Here is a 14,586-nt window from a genome sequence, read left to right on the forward strand (position 1 = left end):
CGCGCGGGCAATCTCGACGCGGCGGCGCTCGCCACCCGACAGCGACAAGGCCGGCGAGTCGCGCAGGTGGCTCACGCGCAGGTCGTTGAGCAGCGCATCGAGCCGCGACTCCAGCTCGGCTCGGCCCAGCGACTTGCCGGCGGCATCTCGCTGCAGTTCGAGCACGGCGCGAACGTTTTCCTGAACGGTAAGTTTGCGAAAAATCGACGCTTCCTGCGGCAAATAGCTCAGGCCCAGGCGCGCACGCAGGTGAATTGGCATGTGCTCGACCGGCTGGCCGTCGATGCTGATCTGGCCGGCATCGGCGCGCACCAGGCCGACGATCATGTAGAACGACGTGGTCTTGCCCGCGCCATTCGGGCCGAGCAGGCCGACGACCTCGCCTTTTTGCACCGACAGTGACACGTCCTGCACCACCAGCCGGCTGCCGTAGGACTTTCGCAGCCCCTGCGCGACCAGGCTGCTGGGCGTGTCAAGGCGCACTGCGTCCTCCTGCGGAGACGCCGTTTCAATCGTTCCATTCATGGGGTCAAGGTGCTTTCGGGGCTGTGCCGGTGCCCAGCGTGGTGCTGGGGCGTAAAACGGGCGCCGGTCCGCTGGCCGGCGGGGCTGCTTTAGCGCCAGTCGCCGGGCCGCGCGGCGACAGCATGGCCCGGACCCGTCCGCCGGGATTGGCCGCAGTGGCATTTTTTGCACCGGCATCGACGGTGAACACGTCGGTGTTGTTGTCGTACACGATCAGCCCGCCGGTGGTTTCGTCGCTCAGCGTCGCGCCCTTGTAGCGGCGCACCACGGCCCGTTTGATGAACTTCACCAGGTCGGCGCGGCTGTCGTATTCGATGCGTTCGCCTTCGCCTTCGATGTATTCATCGACGCCGTCGCGCTTCTTGCGGTAATAGGCCAGCTTGCCCGGCGCCGCCGTGGCCACGGCCAGCTGGTAGCCTTCCGCGTCCTGGCTGACATCAACCTGCGCGCCCCGGATGATGGTCGTTCCCTTGGTGATGACGACATTGCCGGTGAAGACGCTGGTCTGCTTGAGGTCGTCATAGCGCAGCGAATCGGCCTCGGCATTCATCGGCTTGTCGCGGTCGGCTTTCTCGGCGGCGGCGGGCAGCGCCACGCCTGCGGCGAGGAAGGCCATCAGGAGGAAAGAACAAAAGGAGCGTTTCATAAGGCACGAATCTTGCAGCTACGGGTTTTGCCATTGTAGCCATGCAAGGACCGACAAAAACTTGCAACGCTTTCTGGCGCGCAGCACGGCGCCAGAAAGTGGTCGACAGGAACCGGTGCCCCGGCCGTGTGCAGCGCCCGGTCAGGCCGGGCAGCGCGGTACTTCAGGGCTTGGCGGCAGCAGCCGGTGCCAGGCGCGACTGCGCGATCAGGGCATCAGCCACCTGCAGCGAGCGTTCCAGCGTCTTGGCCTGCGTGCCGGAGGTGAAATAACGGCCATTGATGCCCAGTGCGGGAACGCCGTCAAGGGCATAGGCGTCCTGCAGTTGGGTCGCCTTGCGCGCTTTGGTACTGACGGAAAACGAGTTGTACAACTCCATGAACTTCGCCTTGGGAATACCCTGCTTGTCCGCCCAGGCCGCAATCTGGTCGGCCGTGTTGAGCGGCTGCTTGTCCACGTGGATGGCCATGAACACTTTTTTGTGCAACTCATCGACCTTGCCCAGGCTTTCCAGCACGTAGTACAGGCGTTGCTGCGGCTCGAAATCAGGCCGGAAGGCAATGGGCACGCGGCGAACAGACACGTCCTTGGGCTGCTTTTTGGCCCAGGCATCGAACATCGGCTCGAAGCCGTTGCAGTGCGGGCAGTTGTACCAGAAGAATTCGACCAGCTCGACTTTTCCGGCGGGCGCTTCCGTAGGGGCCGGCTTGTCCAGCGTGAGGTAGTCAGAGCCGCTTTGAAAAGCCCTGGCCTGGGCTTGTGCCAGCGAGGGCAGGGCAGAAACGCCCGTGGCCGCAGCCAGCGTGACGGCTGAAATTGAAAACGCGCGACGTTGCATTGATTTTTTCTCCTGATGTCAATATCGACAGCTGTTGGACACGGCAGGCCCGAAAAGTTCAGCCGGCGCCGGATTTAGGACTTAACGCTGCACCCGCACCAGTGCTGTTTCGATCGAGCTGTTGTCCAGCCGGTCCTTGATGCGGTCGGCATCGTCTTTTTTGTCGAATGGGCCGACGCGCACCCGGTACACGGTGCGGCCGGCCTGTTCGCGCTCGGTGACCTTGGCCTGCATGCCAAGCAGCAGCAGCCGGGCGCGCTGCTGTTCGGCGTCTTCCGGGGTGCGGTAGGCACCGGCCTGGATGAAGTAGTTGAACGGGTCGGAAGCACCGGAACTGAACGCCGGGCTCTCGGAACGAGCCTTGGCCAGGTCGCCCAGCGGGTCAGCGGACAGCGGCTTAGCCGGTTTGGCCGCGGCCGTTGGGGCGGGCGCCGGTGCGGGTGGTGTCGATGGTGTAGCCGGTGCCGTGGCGGTTTTCGGCGGTTTCACGACGCGCTCTGGTTTCCTGGGCTCTTCCGGCACCAGCACCGGGTCCGGCACGTTGCTGGCGGTGGGCGGCTCGGCTGGCGGGCTCAATTCGCCCGAGGCCGATGGCGCTGCACGGGCGGGATTCTTCCCGGCCAGCGGTGCGTTCGGGTTCCAGTCCTTGTTCTTGCGGGCTTCGGCGGCATCGCTGTCCGGCGTGTGCGACGGGCTCTTGTTCATGAAGGGCACCGGCACCTTGGTGACATACACCGCCACCGTCAGCGCAATGCCCAGGCCGACCAGCGCACCGATCACCAGACCCAGCAGGGTTCCACCGCGTTGCTTTTTCATACCGTATTCCCACGACTTGACCGTAACTTGCATATGATTTGGATGCTTTTTAAAGGGAGAAGTTTTCAAGCCGATTACATCTTGCGCGGGGCACTGACGCCCAGCACCGCGAGGCCATTGTGCAACACCTGCGCAGTGGCCGCGACCAGCGCAAGGCGCGCCAGTTTGACGGTTTCGTCGTCAACCAGAATACGCTCGGCGTCGTAGTAGCTGTGGTAGCAGGCCGCCAGCTCGCGCAGGTAAAAAGCCACGTCGTGCGGCGCAAAACCGGCGGCCGCATGGCTGAGCATGTCGGTGTATTTTGTGAGCAGCAGCATCAGCGCCTGCGCCTGCGGACTGGCCAGCGGCGACAGGTCCACATGCCCGAGCTGGCTTTCGTCGCCGCCCCAGGCCGCAAGGACAGAGCAGATGCGCGCGTGTGCGTACTGCACGTAATACACCGGGTTTTCATTGTTCTTGGCCAGGGCCAGGTCGATGTCGAAGATGTATTCGGTGTCGGGCTTGCGGCTGAGCAAAAAGAAGCGAACGGCGTCGGCGCTGGTCCACTCGATCAGGTCGCGTAGCGTGACGTAGCTGCCGGCGCGCTTGGAAATCTTCACCTCCTCGCCGTTGCGCACGACGCGCACCATGGTGTGCAGCACATAGTCGGGGTAGCCGGCCGGAATGCCGGCGTTGGCCGCCTGCAGGCCGGCGCGCACCCGGGCAATGGTGCCGTGGTGGTCCATGCCCTGGATGTTGACCGCCCGGGTGTAACCGCGCTCCCACTTGGCCAGGTGGTAGGCCACGTCGGGAACGAAGTAGGTATACGAACCGTCGGTCTTCTTCATGACCCGGTCCTTGTCGTCACCGTAGTCGGTCGATTTGAGCCAGAGCGCACCGTCCTGCTCGTAGGTCTTGCCGGCGTCCTTGAGCCGCTGCACCGCGCTTTCGACCCGGCCCGAGCTGTACAGGCTCGATTCGAGGTAGTAATTGTCAAATTTGACCGAAAAGGCCTGCAGGTCCAGGTCCTGCTCGTGGCGCAGGTAGGCGACGGCGAACTGGCGGATCGAGTCGATATCGTCCACGTCGCCCGACGCGGTGAATTCGCGGTCATCGGCGCTGACGGTCTTTTTGGCCAGGAAGTCGCTGGCGATGTCGTCGATGTAGTCGCCGTTGTAGGCCGACTCGGGCCAGAGCGCATCGCCCGGCTTGATGCCTTTGGCGCGCGCCTGCGTGCTGTTCGCCAGGGTCTGGATCTGCACCCCGGCGTCGTTGTAGTAAAACTCGCGCCAGACATCGGCACCCTGTGTGGCATACAGGTTGCAAATCGCGTCGCCCAGCGCCGCCTGCCGGCCATGGCCGACATGCAGCGGGCCGGTCGGGTTGGCCGAGACGAACTCGACGATCATCTTGCGGTCATGGCGGGTCGTCTGCGTGCCGTACGTACTGCCGGCCTGCAATACCGAGCGCACGGTTTGCTGTTTGGCGGCGGGCTTGAGCCGGATGTTGATGAAGCCGGGGCCGGCGATTTCAATCGCCTCTACCCAGCGCTCGAAATGCGGCGAAGACAGCAGCTTGGCGCGCAGGGCTTCGGCCATCTGGCGCGGGTTTTGTTTGAGCGGCTTGGCCAGTTGCATGGCTGCGGTGCAGGCGAAATCGCCATGCGCGGCGACCTTGGGGGACTCGAAGGCGGCTTTGTCGCCGGCGCCGGGGGACAGGGTTTCCAGCGCGCATGCGAGGTCGGAGAGCAGGTCTTTTTTAATCGAAAGCATCGCCGGATTTTACGGTGAAGCCAATCCGGCCCGAATTGGCGCACGGCCCGGCGCAAACCCGGTCATCGAATCCGGCCCTGGCTGCGTTATGGACATGATTTCCGGTCGGAAATCATGTCCATTTCCCTTTATTGGAGCCACCATGAACAAACCGCTGTCTTTGATCGCCATTGCCTTTGCCCTGACGATGGGCCTGTCTGCCGGAGCCCATGCCCAGAGCGCGCCAGCCGCCCCTGCAAAAGCCGCATCGGCCGCGCCGGCACCGGCCAAAGTGGCTCCGGCACCAGCGGTTTCCACGGCGTCTCCGGCCGTTGTCGCACCGGCCAAGACCGCCCAGCAAAGCAAGATGGCCACCTGCAACAAGGACGCCACCGGCAAGAAAGGCGACGAGCGCAAGGCCTTCATGAAGGAATGCCTGAGCGCCAAAAAAGAAGTGACCGCAGCCGCGCCTGCACAGCAGAACAAGATGAAAACCTGCAATGCCGACGCCAAGGACAAAAAGGGCGACGAGCGCAAGGCTTTCATGAAGGCGTGCTTGAGCAGCTAACAGCCTTGCCTGCTTGCAGCTATTGAAAACATAGCTGCAAAGGCATGACTATAAAGCGCAAGAGCCGTTTTTTGATGTGAAAAGGTAACTGCTCAGGTCGCTTTCCAGGTAATGCGCAATGACAGGAGTCTTTGTCATCCCGCCCCTCTGTCATCCTGGGCTCGACCCGGGAACCATGCTTCCTCCCCGGTTGGGCCATTGGTTGCGGATCCCCGGATCGAGTCCGGGCAGGCTCAGTCCGTAATGACAAAAGAGGAAATGAAGAGCTTCGAGGGAGTTGAGCAATTACGCGAAAGATGGCCGCTGAGGTCGCCAGGCCGCCGCCTCAGCCTTGAAGCAGGCAGTCCCGCGCGGCCCGCTTGATGGCCTGCGTCAGGCGCTCGGCGGCCAGCGGCTCACGCGTCCAGTGCTGCCAGTACAGCACCACATCGACCGGCCGCCCGGGCATGACTTCCTCCAGCGGCGCCCGCCCGGCGCGTGCCCGCAGCAGCAGGTCGGGCACCATGCCCCAGCCCAGGCCGAGTTCAAGCGCCAGCTCGAAGGCATCGACCGCTGGAACGAAGTGGCGCGGATACAGCGCGCCCTGCAAATTGAAATGTTGCGCCAGCCAGGCGTCCTGCAGCGCATCCTTGCGGTTGAAGATCACCGCCGGGCTGCGTAGCATGCGGTGCGGCAGCGCGCTGCCCCATTCGGCCCGTAGCGAAGGCGCGGCCACGCAGCGGTAGCGCATGATTCCCAGCGGCTCGGCCGCGCAGCCGCGCATGGCCTGCGCCAGCGTGGTGACGCAGCCGGTCACGTCGCCGCTTTTCAGAGCGTCATGCGTGTGGTCCTGGTCATCGACCACCACGTCCAGCAGCAGGCGGTGCTGTTTCAGCGCTGGCGCCACGCCCGGCAAGAACCAGCTGGCCAGCGAGTCGGCGTTCACCGCCACGCTCAGGCTCTGCCAGCGGGCGGTGTCAGCGCCCGCGCCCGGCAGGCCGGCCATCAGGTCGGCTTCCATCAGGCGCAACTGCTTGACATGCCCGAGCAGTGCCTGGCCGGCCGGCGTGGCGGCTACCCGCTTGCCGCGCACCAGCAGACGCTGGCCCAGTGAGGCCTCCAGCGACTTGATGCGCAGCGACACCGCCGCAAGCGTCACGCTCAGCGACTTGGCGGCTGCGCCAAAACTGCCGCTTTCAATCACAGCGGCGAGGGCTTCGAGTTGCCTGGCATCGAGCATAAAACCTGCTTTAGTTTTTATTGAGTAAAGCTAATTCTATTTAATTCTGTTTAATTTATTGGCAAGCGCCACGACACTGACAAGGCGCCTGCCACCAGGCCGACGCCTTGATCTTTTTGCACTTCACCTTGACGCGTGCCCCTCATGAACCTTTTCACCGCCCCGGCTTTTTTCGCTGGCCTGGCTTTGAGCCTGTCGCTCATCATGGCCATTGGCCCGCAAAACGCGCATGTGATGCGCATGGGGCTGCGGCGTGAGCACCTGTGGCTGACGGTGGCGATTTGCATCGTCACCGACGTCACGCTGATCGCCGTGGGCGTCGGCGGGCTGGCGCAACTTGGCGGCCTCTCGGCAAAATTGCTGGGCGCGTTCACCGGCGCTGGCGCGGTGTTGCTGTTCCTCTACGGCGCGCAGGCCATGCAGCGCTTTGTCCGGCCTGCCGCACCGGCCGGGTCAGCCGCTGCCAGCGAGCCCGAAACCGCCATGTCACGCCGCCGGGCGGTCGGGCTGGCGCTGGCCATGTCCTGGCTCAATCCGCATGCCTGGCTCGACACCGCCGTGCTGATGGGCACCGCGTCGCTGGCCTATGCCCGGCCTGACAACGCCGTGTTTGGCCTGGGCGCTGCGGCAGGCTCGCTGCTGTGGTTCGTCGCCCTGGGCGTGGCGATGTGGAGCCTGGGCAGCCGGCTGAAAGCGCCTTGGATCTGGCGCGCGCTGGACGGGCTGGTGGCGCTGATGATGTGGGGCACGGCGCTGTGGCTGCTGGCCGGGCTTTTGTAGGATTTTCTGGAAATAGCTATCGAAAAAGTAGCTGCTTGCGCACGACAGTCATGCGCAAAAGCCTTGTTTGACGCATAAGTTCGATGCTTGGAGCCGCTTGGTGGCTTACCGCCGCCAGAATTCCGGCTCGCTGTAATGGTGCTTCAAAAAGTCGATCCACAGCCGCACCCGCAGCGCCAGGTGCTTGCGCTGCGGAAACACGGCGTAAATGCCGTTGGGCGGCGCGGCAAAGTCTTCCAGCACCGCCACCAGCCCGCCGGCGGCAATTTCGGACTCGACCTCCCAGGTGCTGCGCCAGGCAATGCCATAGCCGGCCAGGCACCAGTCGTGCAGCACCTGGCCGTCCGAACAGTCAAGCGGACCGCCGGGTTTGAGATGGATGATCTCGGTGTCAATGTCAGGCTGCGCGTCCGTGGGCACGCTTTCACTGTGCCGTCCTTGGGCGCTGCGAGGCACGCGAAACGCCCAGCCGCGCGATTGCGAAGCGTCGCTTGACAGGCTCAGACAGTCAAACCGCACCAAGTCGCCCGGATGCTGCGGCGTGCCGTGCCGGCTCAGGTACTGCGGCGTGGCCACGCACAGCCGCCGGTTGTCGGCCAGCCGCACGCTGACCAGTGACGAGTCGGGCATGTCGCCAACCCGCACCGCGCAGTCAAAGCCCTCGCCGGCCACGTCCACCACGCGGTCGCTCAGGTTCAGCGTGATGGTCACGTCGGCATGCTGTTCGCGGAACCGGGCCACCAGCGGCGCCACATGGCGCCGGCCAAACCCCGCTGGCGCGGTGATGCGCAGGTGGCCGCTGGCCTTGACGCCACCGGCCGACACGCTGGCCTCGGCATTGGCCAGGTCGGCCAGCAGGCGCTGGCAGTCTTCCAGGAATGCGCTGCCCTCGTGCGTCAGCGTGATGCGCCGGGTGGTGCGCACCAGCAGCTTCACGCCGAGCCGCTCTTCCAGCGCATCGAGACGCCGGCCCATGATGGCCGGCGCCACGCCCTCGGCCAGCGCCGCTGCGGTCAGGCTGCCGCGTGCGACGACGGAAACAAAGGATTCGAGCTGCTTGAGTTTGGCCATGGCGGAATTATGCGGGGCGGCGGTCAGCCCTTCAGGCCCCTGACCCTGGCACGCCTCAAGGTTTGGCCGCAGCCGACTGGAAAGCCGCGATGGCGTCGTCGGCATAACCCAGTTCCTGCAGCAGTTCGCGGTTGTGCTCGCCCAGCAGCGGCGGCTGCAGCCGGATGCCGGGGCGCCGGCCGCCCAGCGTGAAGGGCATCAGCGGCACTTTGGACAGGCTGCCGTCGTTCATGCGCACCGGCGCCAGTCCGCCGGTGGCGTTCAGGTGCGGGTCGTCAAACAGTTGCTCGGGCTGCACGATGGGCGCAAACGGCAGCGCATTGGCTTCAAACACCGCGCTCAGGTCGGCCGCGCTGCGCCCGGCCAGGTGCGCGCGCAGCAGGGGCATCAGCCATTCGCGGGCACGCACCCGGTCGTTGTTGGTGGTCAGTCTCGGGTCGGCCAGCAACGCTTGCAGCCCGAAAGCCTGGCAAAACACCGCCCATTGCCTGTCGCTGACCACGGCCAGAAAGATCTGCTCGCCATCCTTGACGGTGAACACGTCGTACACACCCCAGGCTGAAATGCGGCCGGGCATGGGCGCGGCGGCCTGGCCGGTGGCAGCGAACTGCATCATGTGCTGGGCGACCAGAAACACATTGTTTTCGAACAGCGCCGACTGCACTTCCATGCCGCACCCGGTCAGTTCGCGCTGGCGCAGTGCGGCCATCGCGCCAATCGCGCCAAACAGCCCGCCCATGATGTCGTTCACGCTGGTGCCGGCGCGCAGCGGATCGCCGCTGCGGCCGGTCATGTAGGCCAGTCCGCCCATCATCTGCACCACCTCGTCAAGCGCAGTGCGGTGTTCGTAGGGGCCGGGCAGAAAGCCCTTGTGGCTGACGTAGATCAGGCGCGGGTGGCGCGCTTTGAGCGTGCCGTAGTCCAGGCCGAGCTTTTTCATGGTGCCGGGCTTGAAGTTCTCGCTGACGATGTCGGCGGTGGCAATCAGGCGCAATGCCGCTTCCACGCCTTCGGGCGTCTTCAGGTCAAGCGCAATGCTTTTCTTGTTGCGGTTGAAGGTCGGGAAAAATCCTGCGCCCGAGCCCAGCAGGCGGCGCGTGTTGTCGCCTTCGGGCGGCTCGACCTTGATCACTTCCGCGCCCAGGTCGCCCAGCAGCAACCCGCAGGTCGGCCCCATCACCATGTGGGTGAATTCGACGACGCGGATGCCGGCGTAGGGCAGCGGCGTGTCCGGGATGTCACTTGCTTTGATGGACTCGCTGGCTGTTGCCGGCATGCGCGCGCCCTGCACAAAGCCCTTGGGCAAGCCCGCCTCAGGCGTCATGCCATACAGCGGCTCGCCCGGCAGCCCGGCCATCAAGGGCCCACGCGCGGCGATCAGCTTGTCCAGATCGATGCCGGTGTGCAGCCCCATCGCCTCAAACATGAACACCAGGTCTTCGGTGACGACGTTGCCTGACGCGCCTGGCGCATACGGGCAGCCGCCCAGACCGCCCAGCGAGGCGTCGAAGGTGCGAACGCCTTCGTCATACGCCGCCAGGCAGTTGGCCAGCCCCAGGCCGCGCGTGTTGTGCAGGTGGGCCGCGCCCGCGTGCCGGCCGATCTCGGCGCGCAGGCGCCGGAACAGGCGGCGCACCTGCGCCGGGTTGGCGTAGCCCACAGTGTCCGACAGGCCCACCTCGTCCGCCCCGGCGGCCACGCATTGCGCGGCCAGCCAGACCACGTCGTCCTCGGCCACGGCGCCCTGCAGCGTGCAGCCAAAAGCGGTCGAGAGGCCGACTTCCAGCCCGACGTGCGGTGCCAGGTCGCGGCGCAGGGCGGCAATGGCGCGCACTTCCTCGACCATGTCCTCACGCGTCTTGCGCACGTTGGCCAGCGAATGCGCGGCGCTGGCCGACACCGGCACGGTGAGCTTGTGCGCGCCGGCCGCCAGCGCCGCCTCGGCACCCCGGCGGTTCGGCACCAGCGCCATCACCGTCAAGCCGGGCAGGGTGATGGCATGGCGCACCACGTCGGCGGCGTCTGCCATTTGCGGCAGCAGCCGGACCGGCACAAAAGACGCTACCTCGATCTCGCGCACCCCGGCGGCATACAGCGTATCGATCCAGCGCAGCTTGTCGGCGGTTGGCATGCAGGCCTTGACCGATTGCAGGCCGTCGCGCGGGCCGACTTCGCTGATCAATATCTCGGGTGGGCGCATGGCGGGAATGGTCTTTCTTGAAGGGGGAAGGTGGGCACAACAGCGTTTTTTCAGCAATAAAAAGAATGCAGCGCCATGTGGTTGCCGAGCCGGAGGCGGCAGAGGCAAGGCGCTGTCAGCAGGGCGGACTTGCATCGTAAGCGGAAATGCCAGAAATACGGCTTGCTCCTTTTTGCATAGCTGCTTGTGCATACCAGGTAAGCGCTGGCAGCCTGAAAGGCTTGAAACGAGGTAGCTTTTTGGCGTTTGTCCTGTGGCGGCCAACTTGCCACAAAGGCGAAGACCCTGCGCAATCAAAATATTGATTCCATCGTTTAAAGTCACAGACCACTCGCATTTCAGGTTGTTAATCTTTGTGCAGGGATCAAATAAAGTCGCCCTATGGAAAAAAACCGCATTCCCAGCCGTCACCCTCTGCGTGCCGTTCTGTTCGATGCCTACGGCACATTGTTCGACGTGTACAGCGTCGGCTTGCTCGCCGAGCAGCTGTTCCCCGGTCGCGGCCAGGCGCTCGGCATCATGTGGCGCGACAAACAGATTGAATACACCCACCTCGTCAGCACCAGCAACCATGGCGCGCACTACCAGCCTTTCTGGGACGTGACCCGCGCCGCGCTGCGCTATGCCTGCAAGCGGCTTGGGCTGGACCTGCGCAGCGGCCCTGAGGAGCAGCTGATGAACCAGTACCGCTGCCTGACCGCCTTTCCTGAAAACCGCGAAGTGCTGCAGGCGCTGAAAAGCCGCGGCATCGTCACCGGCATCCTGTCCAACGGTGACCCGGCCATGCTCGCGGTGGCGGTCAAGTCCGCCGGGCTGGACGATGTGCTCGACCATGTGATCAGCACCGACAGCATCCGCAAATACAAGACCCATCCCGACGCCTATGCGCTGGGGCCGCAGGCGACCGGCGTGCCGGTGCAGCAAACGGCTTTTGTCAGCTGCAACAGCTGGGACGTGCTGGCGGCTACCTGGTTTGGCTACCAGACGCTGTGGGTCAACCGCTACCAGCTGCCATTTGAAGAACTCGGCACCCAGCCGGTGTACACCGGCGCCAGCCTGCGCGATGTGCTGGCGCTGCCTTTTGGCGACAAGTCGTCATGACGCCGCTGGATATTTTGCTGATCGGCGCGGGCGGATTTGCCGCCGGCGCGGTCAACGCCATGGCTGGTGGCGGAACATTTTTTTCGTTCCCGGCGATGTTGGCCGTGGGCCTGCCGCCGGTGGTCGCCAACGCCAGCAACTCGGTCGCGCTGTGGCCCGGCAGCCTGAGCGGCGCCTGGGCTTACCGGCAAGAACTGGCGCGCTACAAGCGTTATTTGCTGCCCATGGGCATTGCCTCGTTTTTTGGCGGAGCGGCGGGCGGATTGCTGCTGCTGTCGGCCGGTGATGCGCGCTTTGCCGCGCTGATTCCGTGGCTGCTGGGCTTTGCCACACTGCTGTTTGCCTTCAGCCCGCAGCTCTCAAGAGCCTTGAAAAAAATACGACCGGCACCCGCCGAAAAAACCGGCGCCGAGCATGGCGCCGGCTCGCCCATCGGCTGGTTTGTGCAGTTGCTGGTGTCGATCTACGGCGGCTTCTTCGGCGCCGGCATGGGTATTTTGATGATGGCCAGCCTGGCGATTGGCGGCCATGAAGACGTGCAGCACATCAACGCGCTGAAAAACATCCTGTCGGCGGTGATCTACAGCGTCACGGTGATGACCTTCATCATCGCCGGCGCCGTCAGCTGGCCGCACACGCTGGTGATGGTGCTGACCGCCACACTGGGCGGTTACTGGGGTGCCCGCATGGCGCGCAAAATCCGGGGGCCGTGGCTGCGCCGCATGGTGATTGCGGTTGGCAGCGCGTTGACGGTTTATTATTTTTACAAGACGCTGGGTTGAGCTGGTGACCGGATGCCGGTCGTCCATCACCAATTCCCGGCTTTCAGCGCAACCCATTTTTCATTTTTTTAAAAGGAACCATCCATGACCAACAACACCGAACGCACCACCCGCCACGGCCTGCAGGTTGCGACTTCCCTCGACAACTTCATCAACGACAAGGTGCTGCCCGGCACTGGCGTGGACAGCGACACCTTCTGGACCGGCTTTGACGCCATCGTGTCCGACCTGGCCCCGAAAAACATTGCCCTGCTGGCCGAACGCGACCGCCTGCAAACCGAGCTCGACACCTGGCACAAGGCAAATCCCGGCCCCATCGCCGACATGCCCGCCTACCGTGCTTTTCTGGAAGGCATCGGCTACCTTGTGCCGCAGCCCGCCACGGTTGCCATCACCACCGCCAACGTCGATGCCGAACTGGCCGTGCAAGCCGGCCCGCAGCTGGTCGTGCCGATTTTGAATGCCCGCTACGCGCTGAACGCCGCCAATTCGCGCTGGGGCTCGCTGTATGACGCGCTCTACGGCACCGATGCGATTCCCGAAACAGACGGCGCTGAAAAAGGCCAGGGCTACAACCCGGTGCGCGGCGGCAAGGTGATTGCCTTTGCCCGCAACTTCCTTGACCAGTCGGCGCCGCTGGCCAGCGGTTCGCACAAGGACGCGACCGGCTACAGCATCGAAGACGGCCAATTGCTCATTGCCATGGAAAACGGCAGCACCAAGCTGCAGGACCCGGCGCAGTTTGTCGGCTACCAGGGCGGCGCTGCGGCGCCCACGTCGGTCCTGCTGGTGCACAACGGCCTGCACATCGACATCATCATCAACCGCACCACGACCATCGGCAAGACCGATGCTGCCGGCATCAGCGACCTGGTGATCGAGTCCGCGCTGTCGACGATTCTTGACCTCGAAGACTCGGTGGCCGTGGTCGATGCCGAAGACAAGGTGCTGGCCTATGGCAACTGGCTCGGCATTTTGCAGGGCACGCTGACCGAAGAAGTCACGAAAACCGATGCCCAGGGCGGCGTCAAGACCTTCACGCGCGGCCTGAACCCCGACCGTGAATACACCGCCGCCAACGGCACGGGCGAAGTGCGCCTGCATGGCCGCTCGCTGATGTTTCTGCGCAATGTCGGCCACTTGATGACCAACCCGGCCATCCTGTACGCAGGCGGAAAAGAGATTCCCGAAGGCATCCTGGACGCCGTCGTCACCACGACCATCGCCATGCATGACTTCAAACGCCAGGGCCAGCCCGGCATCAAGAACTCGCGCACCGGCAGCGTCTACATCGTCAAGCCGAAGATGCACGGCCCGGCCGAAGTCGCTTTTGCCGCCGAACTGTTTGGCCGCGTTGAAAGCCTGCTGGGACTGCCGGCCAACACGGTGAAACTCGGCATCATGGACGAAGAGCGCCGCACCAGCGTCAACCTGAAAGCCTGCATTGCCGAAGCCGAAGCGCGCGTCGCCTTCATCAACACCGGTTTCCTCGACCGCACCGGCGACGAGATGCACAGCGCCATGCAGGCCGGCCCGATGATCCGCAAGGGTGACATGAAAACCACCGCGTGGATTCAGGCTTACGAAAAGAACAACGTGCTGACCGGCCTGGCCTGCGGCCTGCGCGGCAAGGCGCAGATCGGCAAGGGCATGTGGGCCATGCCCGACCTGATGGCCGCCATGCTGGAGCAAAAAATCGGCCACCCGAAAGCCGGTGCCAACACCGCCTGGGTGCCCAGCCCGACCGCCGCCACGCTGCACGCGCTGCATTACCACCAGGTGCTGGTGTCCGATGTGCAAAAGGAACTCGAAAAGATCGACGCCAACGCCGAACGCGACACGCTGCTGAACGGCTTGCTGACGATTCCGGTGACGGCGACGCCGAACTGGTCAGCTGCCGACAAGCAGCAAGAACTCGACAACAACGCGCAGGGCATTCTGGGCTACGTGGTGCGCTGGATCGACCAGGGCGTGGGCTGCTCCAAGGTGCCCGACATCCACAACGTCGCGCTGATGGAAGACCGCGCCACCCTGCGCATCAGCAGCCAGCACATGGCCAACTGGCTGCTGCACGGCGTCGTCACCGAAGCGCAGGTCAAGGAAACCTTCGAGCGCATGGCCGCCGTGGTCGATGGCCAGAACGCCGGTGATGCGCTGTACCAGCCAATGGCCGGGCACTTTGACACGAGCGCGGCGTACAAGGCCGCGTGTGATCTGGTGTTCAAGGGGCTGGAGCAGCCTAGCGGGTATACCGAGCCGCTGCTTCACGCCTGGCGCTTGAAGGTCAAGGCGGGGACTGCTTGAGTTTGG

General features: G+C 64.3%; 13 protein-coding genes and 1 pseudogene. 5 read left to right on the top strand and 9 right to left on the bottom strand.

The genetic code is table 11. From position 1 onward, the window contains the following. The 5 genes from GZ092_RS19195 to argS all read right to left on the bottom strand — a co-directional run. On the bottom strand, window positions 1-525 hold a 525-nt coding region (locus GZ092_RS19195; RefSeq protein WP_293638727.1), incomplete at its 3' end, for an ATP-binding cassette domain-containing protein. Between the two features lie 4 nt (window positions 526-529). After that, window positions 530-1,171, bottom strand: a complete 642-nt coding sequence (gene lptA / locus GZ092_RS19200) for a lipopolysaccharide transport periplasmic protein LptA (RefSeq protein ID WP_293638729.1) — start codon at window positions 1,169-1,171, stop codon at window positions 530-532. A gap of 163 nt (window positions 1,172-1,334) precedes the next feature. Beyond that, on the bottom strand, window positions 1,335-2,009 hold the full coding sequence (locus tag GZ092_RS19205; RefSeq protein ID WP_293638730.1) for a thiol:disulfide interchange protein DsbA/DsbL: 675 nt from the start codon (window positions 2,007-2,009) through the stop codon (window positions 1,335-1,337). Between the two features lie 81 nt (window positions 2,010-2,090). Further along, window positions 2,091-2,825 carry an SPOR domain-containing protein gene (locus tag GZ092_RS19210; protein ID WP_293638731.1) on the bottom strand — a complete coding sequence of 245 codons (735 nt, stop codon included), beginning with the start codon at window positions 2,823-2,825 and terminating at the stop codon, window positions 2,091-2,093. A gap of 74 nt (window positions 2,826-2,899) precedes the next feature. Beyond that, window positions 2,900-4,576 (bottom strand): arginine--tRNA ligase, encoded by a 1,677-nt coding sequence (gene argS, locus GZ092_RS19215; RefSeq protein WP_293638732.1) that lies wholly within the window; start codon window positions 4,574-4,576, stop codon window positions 2,900-2,902. A 142-nt stretch (window positions 4,577-4,718) separates the two neighbouring features. Here argS and GZ092_RS19220 point away from each other — a divergent pair, with 142 nt between their 5' ends. Beyond that, the gene (locus GZ092_RS19220; protein WP_293638733.1) at window positions 4,719-5,123 is read left to right on the top strand and encodes a PsiF family protein; all 405 of its coding nucleotides are present in this window, start codon (window positions 4,719-4,721) and stop codon (window positions 5,121-5,123) included. Window positions 5,124-5,448: 325 nt separating this feature from the next. Here GZ092_RS19220 and GZ092_RS19225 read toward each other — a convergent pair whose 3' ends face one another. Next, a complete protein-coding gene (locus tag GZ092_RS19225; protein WP_293638735.1) occupies window positions 5,449-6,342 on the bottom strand; it encodes an HTH-type transcriptional regulator ArgP in 894 nt (297 codons plus the stop codon). A gap of 144 nt (window positions 6,343-6,486) precedes the next feature. Between GZ092_RS19225 and GZ092_RS19230 the strand changes: the two genes are divergently transcribed. Next, window positions 6,487-7,122, top strand: coding sequence for a LysE family transporter (locus GZ092_RS19230; protein WP_293638737.1), 636 nt, complete (start codon window positions 6,487-6,489; stop codon window positions 7,120-7,122). Between the two features lie 105 nt (window positions 7,123-7,227). On the opposite strand, the gene GZ092_RS19235 is transcribed toward GZ092_RS19230, so the two are convergent. From GZ092_RS19235 to GZ092_RS19245, 3 genes and pseudogenes are all read right to left on the bottom strand, one after another. Beyond that, window positions 7,228-8,193, bottom strand: coding sequence for a LysR family transcriptional regulator (locus GZ092_RS19235; protein ID WP_293638739.1), 966 nt, complete (start codon window positions 8,191-8,193; stop codon window positions 7,228-7,230). Between the two features lie 55 nt (window positions 8,194-8,248). After that, window positions 8,249-9,469: a CaiB/BaiF CoA-transferase family protein gene (locus tag GZ092_RS19240; RefSeq protein WP_293638760.1), complete on the bottom strand. Its 1,221-nt coding sequence runs from the start codon at window positions 9,467-9,469 to the stop codon at window positions 8,249-8,251. A 105-nt stretch (window positions 9,470-9,574) separates the two neighbouring features. Then, window positions 9,575-10,585 (bottom strand): annotated as a pseudogene (locus GZ092_RS19245) (hydroxymethylglutaryl-CoA lyase); the annotation flags it as partial. Between the two features lie 189 nt (window positions 10,586-10,774). On the opposite strand from GZ092_RS19245, the gene GZ092_RS19250 reads away from it, so the two are divergent. From GZ092_RS19250 to GZ092_RS19260, 3 genes are all read left to right on the top strand, one after another. Then, window positions 10,775-11,494 (top strand): haloacid dehalogenase type II, encoded by a 720-nt coding sequence (locus GZ092_RS19250; RefSeq protein ID WP_293638741.1) that lies wholly within the window; start codon window positions 10,775-10,777, stop codon window positions 11,492-11,494. Continuing rightward, window positions 11,491-12,276 carry a sulfite exporter TauE/SafE family protein gene (locus GZ092_RS19255; protein WP_293638742.1) on the top strand — a complete coding sequence of 262 codons (786 nt, stop codon included), beginning with the start codon at window positions 11,491-11,493 and terminating at the stop codon, window positions 12,274-12,276. The genes GZ092_RS19250 and GZ092_RS19255 overlap by 4 nt, the downstream gene beginning before the upstream one ends. Window positions 12,277-12,360: 84 nt before the next feature. Then, a complete protein-coding gene (locus tag GZ092_RS19260) occupies window positions 12,361-14,580 on the top strand; it encodes a malate synthase G (protein ID WP_293638743.1) in 2,220 nt (739 codons plus the stop codon). Window positions 14,581-14,586 lie beyond the last annotated feature (6 nt).

The sequence above is a fragment of the Polaromonas sp. genome (assembly GCF_010365105.1).
Classification (GTDB): Bacteria; Pseudomonadota; Gammaproteobacteria; order Burkholderiales; family Burkholderiaceae_C; genus Polaromonas.

Bases quoted from the DNA above. Each gene is read 5' to 3' on its own strand.
- GZ092_RS19235 (WP_293638739.1), bottom strand. From the start codon at position 8,193: ATGGCCAAACTCAAGCAGCTCGAATCCTTTGTTTCCGTCGTCGCACGC.
- GZ092_RS19220 (WP_293638733.1), top strand. From the start codon at position 4,719: ATGAACAAACCGCTGTCTTTGATCGCCATTGCCTTTGCCCTGACGATG.
- GZ092_RS19225 (WP_293638735.1), bottom strand. From the start codon at position 6,342: ATGCTCGATGCCAGGCAACTCGAAGCCCTCGCCGCTGTGATTGAAAGC.
- lptA (WP_293638729.1), bottom strand. From the start codon at position 1,171: ATGAAACGCTCCTTTTGTTCTTTCCTCCTGATGGCCTTCCTCGCCGCA.
- GZ092_RS19205 (WP_293638730.1), bottom strand. From the start codon at position 2,009: ATGCAACGTCGCGCGTTTTCAATTTCAGCCGTCACGCTGGCTGCGGCC.
- GZ092_RS19250 (WP_293638741.1), top strand. From the start codon at position 10,775: ATGGAAAAAAACCGCATTCCCAGCCGTCACCCTCTGCGTGCCGTTCTG.
- GZ092_RS19240 (WP_293638760.1), bottom strand. From the start codon at position 9,469: ATGCCGGCAACAGCCAGCGAGTCCATCAAAGCAAGTGACATCCCGGAC.
- GZ092_RS19260 (WP_293638743.1), top strand. From the start codon at position 12,361: ATGACCAACAACACCGAACGCACCACCCGCCACGGCCTGCAGGTTGCG.
- GZ092_RS19210 (WP_293638731.1), bottom strand. From the start codon at position 2,825: ATGAAAAAGCAACGCGGTGGAACCCTGCTGGGTCTGGTGATCGGTGCG.
- GZ092_RS19230 (WP_293638737.1), top strand. From the start codon at position 6,487: ATGAACCTTTTCACCGCCCCGGCTTTTTTCGCTGGCCTGGCTTTGAGC.
- GZ092_RS19255 (WP_293638742.1), top strand. From the start codon at position 11,491: ATGACGCCGCTGGATATTTTGCTGATCGGCGCGGGCGGATTTGCCGCC.
- argS (WP_293638732.1), bottom strand. From the start codon at position 4,576: ATGCTTTCGATTAAAAAAGACCTGCTCTCCGACCTCGCATGCGCGCTG.